The organism is Gemmata palustris (assembly GCF_017939745.1).
GTDB lineage: Bacteria > Planctomycetota > Planctomycetia > Gemmatales > Gemmataceae > Gemmata > Gemmata palustris.
Genome location: NZ_JAGKQQ010000001.1, coordinates 6,608,673 through 6,623,730, shown reverse-complemented (window position 1 = coordinate 6,623,730; position 15,058 = coordinate 6,608,673). Strand labels below are relative to the sequence as shown.

The 15,058-nt window shown below is 62.8% G+C and carries 11 protein-coding genes; 8 read left to right on the top strand and 3 right to left on the bottom strand.

The window, feature by feature from the left end; translation table 11 throughout:
• Positions 1–242: 242 nt before the first annotated feature.
• Entirely contained in the window at positions 243–707 is a 465-nt protein-coding gene (locus J8F10_RS27590) for a VOC family protein (protein WP_210659513.1), read from the top strand.
• Between the two features lie 340 nt (positions 708–1,047).
• On the opposite strand, the gene J8F10_RS27585 is transcribed toward J8F10_RS27590, so the two are convergent.
• The gene (locus tag J8F10_RS27585; protein WP_210659511.1) at positions 1,048–2,205 is read right to left on the bottom strand and encodes a calcium-binding protein; all 1,158 of its coding nucleotides are present in this window, start codon (positions 2,203–2,205) and stop codon (positions 1,048–1,050) included.
• Positions 2,206–2,625: 420 nt separating this feature from the next.
• Entirely contained in the window at positions 2,626–4,074 is a 1,449-nt protein-coding gene (locus tag J8F10_RS27580; RefSeq protein WP_210659509.1) for a DNA ligase, read from the bottom strand.
• Between the two features lie 229 nt (positions 4,075–4,303).
• On the opposite strand from J8F10_RS27580, the gene J8F10_RS27575 reads away from it, so the two are divergent.
• The 5 genes from J8F10_RS27575 (at position 4,304) to J8F10_RS27555 (ending at position 9,008) form a co-directional block, all read left to right on the top strand.
• Entirely contained in the window at positions 4,304–5,062 is a 759-nt protein-coding gene (locus tag J8F10_RS27575) for a glucose 1-dehydrogenase (protein ID WP_210659507.1), read from the top strand.
• Positions 5,063–5,106: 44 nt separating this feature from the next.
• Positions 5,107–5,685, top strand: a complete 579-nt coding sequence (locus tag J8F10_RS27570; RefSeq protein ID WP_210659505.1) for a flavodoxin family protein — start codon at positions 5,107–5,109, stop codon at positions 5,683–5,685.
• A 27-nt stretch (positions 5,686–5,712) separates the two neighbouring features.
• Entirely contained in the window at positions 5,713–6,729 is a 1,017-nt protein-coding gene (gene ahr / locus J8F10_RS27565) for an NADPH-dependent aldehyde reductase Ahr (RefSeq protein ID WP_210659503.1), read from the top strand.
• Positions 6,730–6,888: 159 nt separating this feature from the next.
• Positions 6,889–7,533, top strand: coding sequence for an NAD(P)H-dependent oxidoreductase (locus J8F10_RS27560; RefSeq protein ID WP_210659501.1), 645 nt, complete (start codon positions 6,889–6,891; stop codon positions 7,531–7,533).
• A gap of 71 nt (positions 7,534–7,604) precedes the next feature.
• The gene (locus J8F10_RS27555; protein WP_210659499.1) at positions 7,605–9,008 is read left to right on the top strand and encodes an outer membrane protein assembly factor BamB family protein; all 1,404 of its coding nucleotides are present in this window, start codon (positions 7,605–7,607) and stop codon (positions 9,006–9,008) included.
• Positions 9,009–9,087: 79 nt separating this feature from the next.
• Here the strand turns inward: J8F10_RS27555 and J8F10_RS27550 are convergent, their stop codons facing one another.
• On the bottom strand, positions 9,088–10,455 hold the full coding sequence (locus tag J8F10_RS27550) for a PQQ-binding-like beta-propeller repeat protein (RefSeq protein ID WP_246523607.1): 1,368 nt from the start codon (positions 10,453–10,455) through the stop codon (positions 9,088–9,090).
• A gap of 113 nt (positions 10,456–10,568) precedes the next feature.
• Here J8F10_RS27550 and J8F10_RS27545 point away from each other — a divergent pair, with 113 nt between their 5' ends.
• Together J8F10_RS27545 and J8F10_RS27540 are read left to right on the top strand one after the other, a co-directional pair.
• Positions 10,569–13,499, top strand: a complete 2,931-nt coding sequence (locus tag J8F10_RS27545) for a sulfatase-like hydrolase/transferase (RefSeq protein WP_210659497.1) — start codon at positions 10,569–10,571, stop codon at positions 13,497–13,499.
• A complete protein-coding gene (locus tag J8F10_RS27540; protein ID WP_210659495.1) occupies positions 13,496–15,058 on the top strand; it encodes a glycerophosphodiester phosphodiesterase in 1,563 nt (520 codons plus the stop codon). The genes J8F10_RS27545 and J8F10_RS27540 overlap by 4 nt, the downstream gene beginning before the upstream one ends.

Genomic DNA, 15,058 nt, shown 5'->3' with positions numbered 1-15,058 from the left:
TCCCTCCCTGACCTGAAGGGAAGGGGAGAAAAGTCGGAGTCGATGATCGATAGTCTCACTCCCTTGCTTTCAGGAAGGGGTAGGTCTTCTGACACCAATTTTGCAAGAAAGGTTCATTTGCGGGCGGCCGGTGTCCGATTGTTTACGTGAACGTGCGATCAAAATCTGCACGCAACTGACATTGCGCCGCCACGGTGTGAGCGGCAAGATTCTCGCAGTTCCTTTCCTCAAGGGGGTTCGCGATGTCCGAAAAGAACGGCCTGATTCCGCACCTGGTGGTGAAGAACGGTGCGAAAGCGATCGAGTTCTACGTGGCCGCTCTCGGCGCCGTGGAACTGGCCCGCATGCCCACTGAGGACGGGCGCCTGATGCACGCGGCGCTCAAGATCGGCGACGCGACACTATTCCTGTGCGACGACTTCCCCGAATACTGCGGGGGCGTGTCGCGTGCGCCGGCCGGTCCGTCGCCGGTCACGTTGCACTGGTGCGTGCCGAACTGCGATGCGGCCATTGAGAAGGCGCAACAGGCCGGTGCCACGGTCACGATGCCGGCCGCGGATATGTTCTGGGGCGACCGGTACGGCCAAATCGTGGACCCGTTCGGGCACGCATGGTCGTTCAGCCACCCCCTCACGGCCGAACAGAAAGCGGCGGCCGAGAAGGTGTGGGCCGAGCAGAACCCGTTCGGCAAAAAGGAAGTGGCCTGAGAGGGATCAGAGGTCAGAAGCCAGAGATCAGAAACTAGAGATCAGAGATCCAGAAGGCAGAGGACAGAGAACGAGAAGGCCGGTGCGCGTTGTTTTTGTAGCCCCGGATGGGGCGTGAGCGAGTAGCCGGGGTAAAGCGGAGCGCAACCCCGGCGGGCTTCCGCGAACGCAACGCGCTCCCAACGCGCCTGCCGCAAACACACGCGGTCTTTTTGTCGCGATGCGGCCTCGCCAGGGGTTGCGCTGCGCTTCACCCCTGGCTACACTCGGTCGCCCCATCCGGGGCTACAAAACCGACACGCTCTCTGTTCTCTGTCTTCCGATCTCTGCTCTCTGTCTTTTACACGAACATGATCTTCGTCACGTCGCCGTCCGTAGCGCTGAAGTCGAGCAGCACGTCATCGAACTGCGGGGACGGGGAGGTGGACTTGTTCACCTGCCGACGGATGAACGTGTCGGCACCGCTCCCACCGATGAGTACGTCCTGCTTGCAGTCTTTTGTGCCAACATCAAGAGTGTCGTTTCCCGCACCGCCGTCGAGCACGTCAGTACCTTTCCCACCAACCAGCGAATCGTTCCCGTCACCACCCACCAAGATGTCGTCCTTCAAACCGCCGATGAGCGTGTCGTCACCGGCCCCGCCGACGAGTTGAAGTTTCACGTCGGCGGCCGAGCCGTCGAGCACGTCGTTTCCGTCACCCCCATCCATTGTCACCGTCTTCACGCCGGTGCCGGCCAGTGCGGTCACGGTGATCGTGTCGTCACCGCTCTGCGTTTGCATCACCACGTTTTCGGTGGTCGTGATGCCGATCTTGAACGGCACGAGGTTGGTGCGCTGGAAGAGCGCGCCGCCCGTGGTCGGGTCCGCGTCGAGCCGGAACGCATCGCCCTGGTTGTTACCGTTGCCGACGATGACCGCGGTGTCGTTTCCGCTGCCGCCGTCGAAGGTGTCTACGAGCGTGCCGGGCAGCCAGCGGAGCGTGTCGTTCCCGCTCCCACCGAGCATCACGTCGTTGCCGAACCCGCTGTCGAGGAAGTCGTCGCCGGACCCGCCGTCCATCACGAGGTTACCGACGATCGCGTTGCCAACCACTCCGCCAACGAAGCCCCCGATCCCGGAGCTGATGCGGTCGTTTCCGCTGCCGCCCGAGAGCGTGCCGTTGGGGGCCGCGGCGAGCTTGCCGTTGGCATCGAGTACGTTCAGGGAGCGGTCCAAGTTGATCGTGTCGTCGCCTCCCTTTGCATCGACGTTGACCGTTTGCAGGTTGGCTTTGTTCGCGGACCCGAATGTGGTGTTGATGGTAACGGCCGCGCCGTTGTTGGTTACCTGCAGTTTGCCCGTAGCGTCGGCGGAAACGACGATGTTGTTTGCGTTTCCGTCCCCAATGACGCTGAGGGTCGAGGTGTTGAAAATAGCGAGTACCGCAGGGACTTCGCGCTGTTCGAGGGCGTCGAGCTTCGGCAGGAACTGGGAGAGCGTGCGAGCGGTCGCGGACATTAAAGGCGTTCCTTTCAGTGCGCGCCGGGGCCACTGCGCGTTGGGCCGCGCGGCGCGCAAGGGAGGCGGTCGCGGTGCGAGACGCGACCGCCGGACAAAGAAAATAAGGCAACACGGCCGGAATCAGCCGGCCCGCTGAAGGGGGTACGAGTGCGAACAATCGGCGCGGGATGGGGACCGCGCGGGGGACGGCGAACAACGATCGCGAGTAACGAACGGTGACGGGACGAGACTATTCTTAGTGCCAGCGCGCGCGGTTGGTCAACGCGCAGGATTTCTTTTGCGCGCCTTCGTGCCTGTACTTCCGACAGTCGTGAATACGCGGAATTCCCAAAATTTGAATCGCGCCGAATTGAGCCGCGAAAGGAAACGGTCACCGGCTCGCGAGCCGGTGACCGCGGGACCGTGCCGTGTTCTTTGTTACGCCGGGCGCGGCTTCTCCGAGTAGCCCTTGCCAGTCTTCTCGGTGACGAGTTTGTCGTACTCCTTCTGCGTCTTCGCAGCGTCCGTGAACTCCTTGCGCGTCTCGCGACCGGGGGTGCCGATCTTGCCCCACTGCGTGACAACATCGGTTCCTTCAGTCCAAACTTCCCAGAATTTGCTAGACGAACCGTCCACGAACTCGAAATACCGTTTAGTCGTCGTATCCATCGTCGATCCTCCGAATGAAATTGGGGGAGAAGCAGGAACGGGTTTGGGTTCGGACTTGGGTTTCGGGGCTTCCGCCGATTTCGGCGGCGTTACGGGGACGGCCACAGGCGCTGGAGGCGCCACCGCGACGGTGACTTTCTCGATCTTCGCCGGCTCCGGAACGGGAACGAACGTTTCCTTTTTGCGCGTGGGCGGTGCGGCGTTCGGGTGCCCATCTGGGCGCGGACCGACGTACACGGGGAACCGCAGCGCGCCGTCGTCGGTCAACTCTTGGTACTTCACGGTGATGATGCTTCCCTTCGCAGGCGGATTGTCGCGGTCCTTGTCTTTCAGGCCCGTACCGACTTTGCATTTAACGCCGGTGCTCAGGCGCACCCACAGCGCCCCCACGCGCCCTGCGTGTCGGCCCTCGCCCGGCTCGTAGTCCGTTACGACCACTTCCATGTCGAGGAACTTCTTGACCTTCAGGATCGTTGAGGAGCGCACGCGCTCGTAGTGGGAGCCGGGTTTACGCAGCATGAGGCCCTCACCTCCGAGTCCGGTCACTCTCTCAAGTTCGGCGCGAACGTGGTCGTTCCCGGTGCAAGCGATGTGTTCGACCAAAGAGGTATATGTGGTCTTCCAGGTTGGTGCCGCGGAAGCCAGGAACTTCACCCGGTCCTCGAACGGGCCGGGGACATCAGGGGCATCAAAAACGAGGAATTTGAGGTCTTTCCAGCGATCCGGGGCTCCCTGGCTTTTTGCAATATCGGTGGCAGACTGGAACTTCTTGCGCGCGATCCACAGTTCGCCGTCGAGCGGGTGATCGGGCAGTCCCGCAGTAAACCAGTCCGGGGCGTAGTAAATGTTGTACCCCCGCGAGAGGAACTGTTTGCCGTCCCAGTAGGCCCGCACGCCGTCGAGCTTTTCGCTCATCCACCAGCCGGTGAGGTCTTGTTTCTCGTCCCAGGGTTCGCCCTGGAGCAGCGGCAGTTCTTTCTTATCTTCCGCGCCTTTGGGTTTTGGGGGTAGCAGCTCCCCCGCGCTCGCGAGGCGCTGTTCTTCGACCGCATCGCCGCGGAGCTTGCGGATGTGTTTGCACGTCCGTGCGTTACTCGGCGCGTTCTGATTGAGCCACGCGGGGCAGGAGCAGGAGTACACTCCACCAACGTTCTTGATCTTGTATGGGTTCTTACCGGAACCCTGCATTTCGTAAATTTGGCCGTCATTGAGGTCCATAAAACACCTGCGTTGGTTTGGTGTGGTGGAAGAGAAACTAACGCCAGAGGTGGAGCGTTGCAATCGTCGTAGTCGCGTGCCCGGGAGAAGTTTTTCGTCGCTGTAAGCCCGGTGTTAACTTCCGGTAGTTCCCCGCATCAAGTTCGTAAGGTCGGCTTCACATCACCTTCACGCCGCGGCACCGGCCCGGGCTTTGGGCGCGATCGCGACGAAATTCGAGGAACATGTCATGGCGCGGTTCAGCGGTAAGGTCGTACTCGTGACCGGTGGAACGAGCGGAATCGGTCGGGCAACGGCTGTCGCGTTCGCCAAAGAGGGCGCGAAAGTCGTTCTCTCCGGTCGGCGCGAAACAGAGGGTCTGGCGGTCGTCGAGGAGATCAAGAAAGCCGGCGGCACAGCGGCATTCGTGCAAGCCGATGTCGCGAAAGAAGCAGACGTGAAGCGGCTCGTCGAGGAAACGGTCGCGAAGTTCGGCCGGCTCGACGTCGCGTTCAACAACGCCGGGGTCGAATCAATGGGGCCGGTCACGGAGGTCACGGAAGCAGAATACCGGCGCGTGTTCGACATCAACGTGTGGGGCGTCCTCGCGAGCATGAAATACGAAGTCCCGGCGATACTGAAGACCGGCGGTGGGGCGATCATCAACACATCGAGCGTCGGGGGGCACATCGGTATGAGCGGCGTGTCCGTGTACATCGCGACCAAGCACGCGGTCGAAGGGATCACGAAGTCGACGGCGCTGGAGTACGCAAAACAAGGTGTCCGCGTCAATGCTGTGGCCCCGGCCGCAATCGTGACAGAGATGATCGATCGGTTCGTCGGCGGAGAGCACAGCGAACAGGGGAAGGCACTCGCTTCGATGCACCCGGTCGGGCGGATGGGGCGCGGGGAAGAAGTGGCCGCGGCCGTCCTCTATCTCGCGAGCGACGAGGCGAAGTTCACCACCGGGATTTCGCTGCCCGTGGACGGCGGGTTCCTGGCGCAGTAACCCAATCGCACCTCTCCGCTCTCACGTCATTCAGGAGCAGTGTCATGGCAACGGTCGCGATCGTCTATTTCTCCGGGCAGGGGCACACGCATCAGCTCGCCGAGGCCGTTGCGGAGGGCGCGAAGGGCGTGAGCGGCACGACCGTTGAACTGGTGCGGCTCGTTGGCGCGGATATTGTCGAGGGCCGGTGGAAGAACCCCTCGGTGATGGCGAAACTCGCAGCGGCCGACGCGATCGTGTTCGGCACCCCGACATACATGGGCGGGTACGCCGCGCAGTTCAAAGCGTTCATCGACACGTCCAGCGAGGTGTGGATGGCCCAGGGGTGGAAGGACAAGATCGCGGCCGCATTCACGCACTCGCAGAACCTGAGCGGGGACAAGCAGAGCACGCTCATCGGACTGTGGGTGAACGCGATGCAGCACAGCATGGTTTGGGTCAGCCCCGGTATCAAAGTCGAGGGGTACGAAGCGGACAAGTTGAACCGGCTGGCCGGGTACGGGGGCGTGATGGCGCAAACGGCGTGGGGGCAGGAGAAAGTGAACGAGGGCGACCGCAAGACGGCCGTGCTTTTGGGACAGCGCGTCGCCGAAACCGCTGTTCGTTGGGTGAAGGGCAAGTAACCACAACCACTTTCACGGAGCAAGCCAATGTCGATTCGCGCGTTCGCAGCACAGCAGCCCAAGGGCGAGTTGAAAGCGTTCGAGTACGATCCCGGCGCGCTCGGCGACGAGCAGGTGGAGATCGCCGTTTCGCACTGCGGGATTTGCCACTCGGACCTGTCGATGCTCGACAACGATTGGGGCATGAGCGCGTACCCACTGGTCGCGGGGCACGAGGTGGTCGGCACCGTGACCGCGGTCGGTTCGCGCGTCGCGACCGTGAAGCCGGGCACGCGCGTCGGCCTGGGCTGGTACTCGCAGAGTTGCATGCGCTGCCGGCAGTGCATGAGCGGCGACCACAATCTCTGCCCGACCGCGGAGCAAACGATCGTCGGGCGCCACGGCGGGTTCGCGAACAAGGTCCGTGCGCACTGGGCCTGGGCAACTCCTCTACCCGAAGGGATCGACCCGGTGAAGGCCGGTCCGTTGTTTTGCGGCGGGCTAACGGTGTTCAACCCGCTCGTACAGTTCGACGTGCGCCCCACGCACCGCGTCGGAATCGTCGGGATCGGCGGGTTGGGGCACATGGCGGTGCAGTTCGCGAACAAGTGGGGCTGTGAGGTGGTCGCGTTCTCGTCCTCGGCCGGAAAGACCGATGAGGCGAAACGGCTCGGCGCGCACCACGTCGTCAACTCCAAGGACGATGCGGCCATGCAGAAGATCGCGGGGACGCTCGACCTGATCCTCGTGACCGTGAACGTGCCGCTAAACTGGCCGGCGTACATCACGGCGCTCGCGCCGAAGGGCCGGCTGCACTTCGTGGGGGCGGTGCTCGAACCGATCGCGGTTCCGGCGATGGCGATGATTATGCCGCAAAAATCGCTTTCCGGGTCGCCGCTCGGCAGCCCGGTCACAACGGCAGACATGCTCGCGTTCTGCGCCCGGCACAAGATCGAGCCGGTCACGGAAACGTTCCCGCTCACGAAGGTGAACGAAGCGCTCGATCACGTCCGTGCGGGCAAGGCGCGGTATCGCGTCGTGCTGGAAAACGACCTGAAGGCGTAGCGACTGAAGGCCCTTCCTCGTCTTCCCAAAAGGCAGAGCGGAAGCCGTGAAAGAAGTCCACACGACGCCTGTTGTACTTTGTGCTGCTCCCTTCCCTGTCTAATAGGGAGGGGCCGGGGCGACGCTCTGTCCCGGTTGTTCACTTTATCCGGAGATTTCATGCCCGTTCCGCCCGAAACCGTCTTGACGCAACTCGGCTGGCGCTACGCCACCAAGAAGTTCGACCCCACGAAGAAGATCGCCCCCGAGTTGTGGGCGCAGCTCGAACAGGCGCCCGTGCTGGCGCCGTCGTCCTACGGGCTGCAACCGTGGAAGTTCGTTGTGGTCACGGACCCGGGCGTGCGGGCGCAACTGCACGCGGTGTCGTACAACCAGGCGCAAATCCTGGACGCCTCGCACCTCGTGGTGTTCGCCGCGAAGAACCCGCCCACCGCGGCAGACATTGAGGCTTACGTTGCCCGAACCGCGCACGTGCGCGGAGTCACGGTCGAAAGTCTCGATGCGTTCAAGCAGATGATGCTCGGTTCGCTCTCGCGGATGGATGCGGGGCAAGCGCACCGCTGGGCCGCGCGCCAGGCGTACATCGCCCTGGGTGTGTTCATCTCCGCGGCAGCGCTGGTCGGTGTAGATGCGTGCCCAATGGAGGGGTTCCAGGGCGACAAGTACGACGAGATTCTCGGGCTGAAGGAGAAGGGGCTGGCGTCGGTGGTGATCGCGACCGCGGGCTACCGGTCGCCGGAAGACAAACACGCGAGCAACGCCAAGGTGCGGTTCTCGGTGGACGACGCGATCATTCGCATCTGACCTGGGACTCCGCCGAAGCTGCTGATACGCTCCCCAATTCGCCTCTGCCAGTTCGTTACTCGGAGTCATGAATGACCAAATTGATTGCTAGTTTAACACTCTCGCTCGCCCTCGCGCCCTTACTCACTGCCGCGGACTGGGCACAGTTCCGCGGGCCGGCAGGGGCGGGTGTGGCGGACGACCAAAAGCCGCCGGTAAAGTTCGGATTGAAAGAGAATCTCGCGTGGAAGGTCGCGGTTCCACCGGGCGCGTCGTCACCGATCGTGATCGGCGACAAGATCGTGCTGACCGCGTTCGAGGACAACAAACTCTTCACCATCTGCTATTCCCGCACCGACGGTAAGGAATTGTGGCGCAAGGAGGCGAAGGCCAAGAAGATCGAACCGTTCCACCCGACCGAGGGCAGCCCGGCCGCGTCCACTCCCGCGAGCGACGGGAAGACGGTCGTGAGCTACTTCGGCTCGTGCGGCCTGGTGTGCTACGACCTCGACGGGAACGAGCAGTGGAAGTTCGAGCTGCCGACGGCGGTGACGAACAACGAGTTCGGTACCGGTACGTCGCCGGTCATTGCGGACGGGCTCGTGTTGCTCGCGCGCGACCTGTCGAAAGATTCGGCCGTGTACGCGATCGATCTCGCGACCGGCTCGCAGGCGTGGAAGACCGAGCGCAAGCAGAAGACCGCGTTCAGCTCACCGGTAGTGTGGGACGACGGCGGTAAGAAGGTGCTGATTGTCCCCGGCATGGCGTCACTCACCGGGTACGATCTACAATCGGGTAAGGAGCTGTGGGCCGTCAACAAGATGGCGGCGGTCGCCTGCACCACACCGGTGGTGTTCAAAGACACGCTGGTGTACTCGGGGTGGTCGCCCGGCGGCTCGGACTTCAAACTCCCCACGTTCGACGAGATCCTGAAGCAGGCCGGGGAAGACAAACTCGGCCACCTCACAAAGGCCGGAGCCGCGAAGACGCCGTTCGGGAACTTCTTCGACAACAACGACCCGAACAAGGACGGAAAGATCACCCGCGAGGAGTGGGCTGAAAACATGAAAGTGCTCGCGGGTGGTGAGAACCGTGCGGTTGCTCTGAAACCGGGCGGGAAGGGCGAGATCGCGTGGTCGTACACCAAGAACCTGCCCTACGTGCCCAGTCCCGTCGTGTACCGCGAACGGATGTACCTGCTCAAGGACGGTCCGCTGATGACGTGCCTCGACGCGAAGACTGGTAAGCCCGTGTACGAGGCCGAGCGCGTAAAGGCCGGCGCCCGGTACTATGCGTCGCCGGTCGCGGCGAACGGGCACATCTACATCGCATCCCTGGAGGGCACTGTGGCCGTGATCGTTGCGGGCGAGGACGCGCCGGACGTGGCGTACTCCGTGAAGCTGCCGGAGCCGGTTCGCGCGACGCCGGCCATCGCCCACAACACGCTTTACATTCGTAGCGACAAGTTCCTCTACGCCTTTACCGAGAAGAAGTAAGTTGCAGACTGTTCGGTAAACGGAAGCGGCCCGCGGAGACTTGAACTCCGCGGGCCGCTTCCATTTACCGTTGCCCGGATTACTTCTCCGCGAGCGAGAAGCACGCGAGCTCCTTGTCGTTGCGGACGAACACGCACTTGTTCGCGAACGCGGGGTGTGTCCACAGTACCTTGCGGCCGAACGCGGCCCCGGTCGGTTCGAGTAGCTTGGTCCGGCTCAGCTCCTCGTAACCCTTCGGGGTGAGTTTCGCGATGATAAGATCGCCCGTTTCGGCGAATAGGAAGTAGCGCTCCCCGTTCTTCACCACGAACGCGGTGCCCGAACCGGCCCCCTTGAAGTCTTCCGCTTCCTCTTTGCCGATCACCGGCTTGTACGTGAACCACAGCTTCTTGCCGGTCTCCAGTTCGACCGCACGGAACATCCCGGGTTGATCGGCGCCGTAGATCGTGCCCGCGTCCACGAACGGGGTCATGTTCACCGGGTACAGCCCGCGCTCCTTCGGCAGCTTCCCGCCGCCCTTGTCGGCCGCTTCCTTCCACAGCACCGTTACGCCCGGCTTGTCTTTGTCCAGTTTCAGCACCGCGCTCACGCCGATGCCGCCCGCGAACAACCGATCACCGTGTTGCCGCGGACCCATGATGGACATGCCGTACATCGGCTCCAGTTCGGTGGTCCAGTACACTTTGCCGGTGAGCGGATCGAGGCCGTTGAGAGCGGCGGCGTGCCAGATCACGACCTGATCGACCCCACCCGCTTTGATGAGCGTGGGCGGACAGTAGCCCGGTTCGCGGGCCTCGAGCGACGTCCACTTCTCAGCGCCCGTGTCCTTGTCGAACGCGACTGCGGTCGCCTTTTCGCCGCCCACCAAACAGATGAGCAGGTTCTTGTAGACGAGCGGGTGCCCGCAGAAGCCCCACGTCGGCGCCTTCGCCTTGTAGTCCTTGATAAAGTTCTTCGACCAGATCACCTTACCGTCCGCGGCATTGAGGCAGAACAGGTGCCCCATCGCACCGAGCGTGTAGACCTTCCCCTCGTCGACGGTAGGGGTGCAGCGCGGACCGGCCGGGTAGCTGATCTGGTACGGGCAGTCGTACTCGTGCTTCCAGATCTCTTTGCCGGTCTTCGCATCGAAGCACTGCACGCGCTCGATGCTCTTCACTTCTTGTTTCGTGTCGAACGGGTCGTCCGGGTTCTTCGCGCCCTTCGCCAGCTCGCGGCTGGGAACGTACACGCGCCCGTTGGCCACCGCCGGCCCCGCGTACCCGGCGCTGATGGGGACACTCCAGAGCGGTTTGAGTCCGCTCTCCGGGAACGATTTCACGATACCGGTTTCGGCCCATACGTCGTCGCGATTCGGTCCCATCCACTGTGGCCAGTCATCGGCTCGCGCGGTGGCGGTTGACGCAAGAGCGCCGGCGACAGCGGCGAGAAGTGTGAAGCGGAACATGAGTCCTCCGGGATGAGACGTGCGAGCGTCTTCGGGGATCATACCAGAAACCCGTCTCCTGCTTACAACCCGCCCACTGGCGGAGCGCGGGCGGGCGGGGTATCGTGTGCCCCATGAAACACACACTCCCCACACTCGCGGCGTTGTTCCTTTTCACGGCCCCTCTCCACGCGGCGGATGCGCCCAACGTCGTGCTGATCTTCACCGACGATCAGGGCTACGGAGATTTGGGGTGCTTCGGCGCGAAGGATTTTGCGACGCCGAGCATCGACAAGATCGCGAAACAGGGTGTGAAGTTCACCGACTTCCACGTGTCGCAGCCGGTGTGCTCCGCGAGCCGTGCGTCGATCCTGACGGGCTGCTACGCGAACCGCATCGGAATTCACGGCGCGCTCGGGCCGAACGCGCGCCACGGCATTCACGCGAACGAAACGACGCTCGCGGAAGTGTGCAAGAGTAAAGGGTACGCGACCGGAATAGTCGGGAAGTGGCACCTCGGCCACCACCCGCAATTCCTCCCCACCAAAAACGGTTTCGACAGCTACTTCGGGCTGCCGTACTCCAACGACATGTGGCCCGAGCACCCGGAAGCGAAGAAGGGCACTTACCCGCCGCTCCCGCTCATTGAGAACGAGAAAATCGTCGACCCGAACGTGACCGCGGCAATCCAATCGCAGCTCACCCAGCGCTACACCAAGCACGCGCTGGACTTCATCGCCGCACACAAGGCAGAGCCGTTTTTCTTGTACGTCGCGCACTCGATGCCGCACGTCCCGCTGTTCGCGAGTGAAGCGTTTCGGGGTAAGTCGAAACAGGGGCTGTACGGCGACGTGATTCAGGAGATCGACTGGTCGGTGGGCCAGATTCTCAGCGCGCTCGACGAGCACAAGCTCGCGGACAACACGCTCGTGATCTTCACATGCGACAACGGCCCCTGGCTCAGTTACGGCAACCACGCCGGCGCTGCGGGGCAACTACGCGAGGGCAAGGGGACCGTCTGGGAGGGCGGGGTGCGGGTGCCGTTCGTCGCGCGCTGGCCGGCAAAGATCCTCGCCGGCTCCGTGTGCCGCGAACCGGCCATGACGATCGACGTGCTCCCCACCGTTGCCAAGATCATCGGCGCCGATCTTCCCAAAACCAAGATCGACGGCAAGGACATCGGCGCGCTCCTTCGTGGCGAGCCGAACGCGAAGTCTCCGCAAGAAGTCTACTTTCACTACTACAACGCGAACGAGCTCCAGGCCGTCCGCAGCGGCAAATGGAAGCTGATCCTCCCACACACGTACCGCACGATGGCCGGCCAACCGCAGGGCAAAGACGGGACACCGGGCAAGTACAAGCAAGTGAAGATCGAGGTGCCCGAGCTATACGACCTCGACGCGGACGTGGGTGAATCGAAGAACGTCGCGGACGCGAACCCGGACGTCGTGAAGCGCCTACTGGCGTTCGCTGAATCCGCACGCGAGGACTTGGGCGATTCGCTCACCAAGCGCGTTGGGAAAAACACTCGCGAACCCGGGCGGGTGCCGGAGGAGAAGAAGCCGAACCCTCAAAGGCAACCTAACCCCCCAACCCCCTTCGCCTCTGTTCTCGCCGGTCCTGTCAGCGGAGCTTCTCGCGGACCGGCGGCGAAGGAAGGGGGAACAGAACCAAATACAGCAGACGTGAAGCAATCTGTGGCGGTTTTAAGCCCCTCTCCGCTTAGAGGAGGGGTTGGGGAGGGGTTACAGGCACAACCTACCCCCCCATCCCCCCTCCCTAAAGGGAAGGGGGAGCCGGCGCGCGACGTCGCTGTGCTTAAGGCTGCACCTGTGTTCGATGGTTCTTTCTCCCCCTTCCCTAGCAGGAGGGGGTTGCAGGGGGAACCCGGAGGGGGTTCCCCCTCACAAGAGGCGAGGGGGGACGGGGGGATAGGTTCTTCAGACAAGCCCGAATTCACGTCCGAACTCGTGTTCCCGTTGCACAAGCAACACAACCACGCACCGGGGATCGTTGAGTGCCCTAACGGGGATTTGCTCGTGTCGTGGTACCGCGGGAGCGGCGAGCGCTCCGCCGACGACGTTGCCGTGTACGGTGCTCGGAAGAAAACGAAGGCGACCGAGTGGGGCGCCGCGTTCCTGATGGTCGACACGCCCGGGTTCCCGGACTGCAACACGACCATGTGGGTCGACAAGGACGACAAGCTCTGGTTGTTCTGGCCAGTGATTATTGCAAACTCGTGGGAGTCGTGCATCACGCAGTACCGCGTGTCGTCGGACTTCCAAAAGGACGGTACGCCGAAGTGGACGTGGCAGGACACGATCCTGCTCAAGCCGAAGAACTTCGAGGAGGTGATGCTCCGCGAGTTCGGCACCTGGAAGAAGCAGATCAGCGACGCGACCAAGCTCCCGGTTTCGCTCGGCGACGACGTCGTGAAGAAGCGCGTCGGCGACAAGTTACTCTCGCGCCTGGGCTGGCAACCGCGCTGCAAGCCGATCCAACTCGCCTCCGGGCGCATCCTGCTCCCGCTGTACTCGGACACGTACTCCGCGGGCCTCATGGCGATCAGCGACGACGGCGGGAAGACGTGGACCGCGTCGCAACCGATCGCGGGGTTCGGCAACATTCAACCCGCAGTTCTGGAGCGCAAGGACGGCACGCTGATCGCGTACATGCGCGAGAACGGCGTGTTCAAGAAGATCCGCGTCGCGGAGTCGAAGGATAAGGGCGAATCGTGGGGCACGGTCACTTCGAGCGAGTTGCCTAACCCGGGCAGCGGACTGGACGCCGTGCGCCTCGCGAGCGGCAACTGGGCTCTCATTTACAACGACACCACGCGGGGTCGCAGCAGCCTCGCAGTGTCGCTCTCGGACGACGAGGGCAAAACCTGGAAGTGGACGCGGCACCTGGAAAAGCACGACACCGGGTCGTACCACTACCCGGCCATCATTCAGGCCAAGGACGGCGGTATCCACGCGGTGTACAGCTACTTCGTGGCCGACGGCAAGAGCATGAAACACGCCCGCTTTACTGAAGCCTGGGTGAAGGAAGGCGACGCCAAATGACGGTTCCCCTCTCGCGCCGATCGTTCCTCGCGTCGTCGGCCGCACTCGCGGTCGGCGCGCTCCCTGTTCGTGCGGAACAACTAAAGCGGTTCCCGTTCTTCGAGCCGGTGGACCCGCCGCGCCCAGTGCAGGTGATAGCGCACCGCGGGGTTGCGGCTCTCGTACCGGAAAACACTCAGTTCGCGCTCGAAGCGTGCGCGTCCGATTACATCGAGTGGGCTGAGATCGATGTGCGGCTCACGAAAGACGGGAAACACGTCATTTGCCACGACGAGCGCCTGGACCGCACCACAACCGGGCGCGGCCCCGTCGCGAACCTTTCGCTGGAGGAAATTCAGAAACTCGACGCCGGGTCGTGGATCGCACCGCGCTTCAAAGACGCGCGCGTGCTCTCGCTCGCAGAAGCTCTCGGCATCGCGAAGGGGAAGGTGAACCTCTATCTGGACTGCAAGAAGATCGATCCCGAACTGCTGGTGAAGGAGATCCGCGCGGCGAAAATGGAAAAACAGGTCGTCGTCTACGACACCCCCGCGACGATTGCCGCGGTCCGCAAGGCGAGCAACGCCACCGTCCCCACGATGACCAAGTACCGCCCGAAGGACGACTTCGATACGTTCGTGAAAGACATCGCCCCGACCGCGGTCGAGATCGACGCCGACGAAGTGACTGCGGAGCTGTGCAAGAAGTTCCACGCGGCCGGAATTATCGTTCAGGCCAAGGTGCTTGGCTCGGAATGGGACAATCGCGAGACGTGGATCAACATGATCGCGACGGGCGCGGACTGGCTCCAGACCGATAACCCGGCCGGCGTGCTCACCGCGGCAGCCCGGAAGCGAATCACGAAGTGGCCGGTGATGGTCGCGTGTCACCGCGGAGCGAACCGGTATGCACCCGAAAATACGCTCCCCGCTATCAAGACTGCCGTTGCGCTCGGTGCGGATTTCGTGGAGATCGACATCCGCACGACGAAGGACGGCAAGTTCGTACTGGTGCATGATTCGACCGTGAACCGCACGACGAACGGCACGGGAAAGGTCAGCGATCTCACGCTGGAAGAAGTTCAGAAGCTCGACGCCGGAGAATGGTTCGGCAAACCGTTCGCAGGCACGCGCGTACCGACTCTGGCCGAAGGACTCGCGGCCCTCGGCAACAAAACGGGTGTCTATCTCGACGCCAAGGACATCAGCCCGGAAGCGTTACTCGCCGCGATCAAGGAGTACGATCTGTTCGAGCGCCACGTCGTTTATCAATCGGTCGCGTACTGCGCGAGGTTGATGAAGCTCGACGCCCGCGTGCGCGCGATTCCGCCCCTAAAGGCAGTTGCGGATTTGGAACACGTCGCGGAAATCAAGCCCTACGGCGTGGACGCGAACTGGCGGATTCTCTCAAAGGAAATGATCGCCGCGTGCCACGAGAAGGGCATCAAGGTGTTCTCTGATGCACTCGGGCTCAACGAATCGGTGAAGCAGTACCGCACGGCCATGAGTTGGGGCATCGACACTATTCAAACCGACCACCCGCTGCGCGTTCTGCGGGCGGTCGAGCTCGCGAGCGCGTAG

Coding starts and splice junctions, on each gene's coding strand:
- J8F10_RS27585 (WP_210659511.1), bottom strand. CDS start 2,205: ATGTCCGCGACCGCTCGCACGCTCTCCCAGTTCCTGCCGAAGCTCGAC.
- J8F10_RS27545 (WP_210659497.1), top strand. CDS start 10,569: ATGAAACACACACTCCCCACACTCGCGGCGTTGTTCCTTTTCACGGCC.
- J8F10_RS27580 (WP_210659509.1), bottom strand. CDS start 4,074: ATGGACCTCAATGACGGCCAAATTTACGAAATGCAGGGTTCCGGTAAG.
- J8F10_RS27575 (WP_210659507.1), top strand. CDS start 4,304: ATGGCGCGGTTCAGCGGTAAGGTCGTACTCGTGACCGGTGGAACGAGC.
- J8F10_RS27555 (WP_210659499.1), top strand. CDS start 7,605: ATGACCAAATTGATTGCTAGTTTAACACTCTCGCTCGCCCTCGCGCCC.
- J8F10_RS27590 (WP_210659513.1), top strand. CDS start 243: ATGTCCGAAAAGAACGGCCTGATTCCGCACCTGGTGGTGAAGAACGGT.
- J8F10_RS27570 (WP_210659505.1), top strand. CDS start 5,107: ATGGCAACGGTCGCGATCGTCTATTTCTCCGGGCAGGGGCACACGCAT.
- J8F10_RS27560 (WP_210659501.1), top strand. CDS start 6,889: ATGCCCGTTCCGCCCGAAACCGTCTTGACGCAACTCGGCTGGCGCTAC.
- J8F10_RS27550 (WP_246523607.1), bottom strand. CDS start 10,455: ATGTTCCGCTTCACACTTCTCGCCGCTGTCGCCGGCGCTCTTGCGTCA.
- J8F10_RS27540 (WP_210659495.1), top strand. CDS start 13,496: ATGACGGTTCCCCTCTCGCGCCGATCGTTCCTCGCGTCGTCGGCCGCA.
- ahr (WP_210659503.1), top strand. CDS start 5,713: ATGTCGATTCGCGCGTTCGCAGCACAGCAGCCCAAGGGCGAGTTGAAA.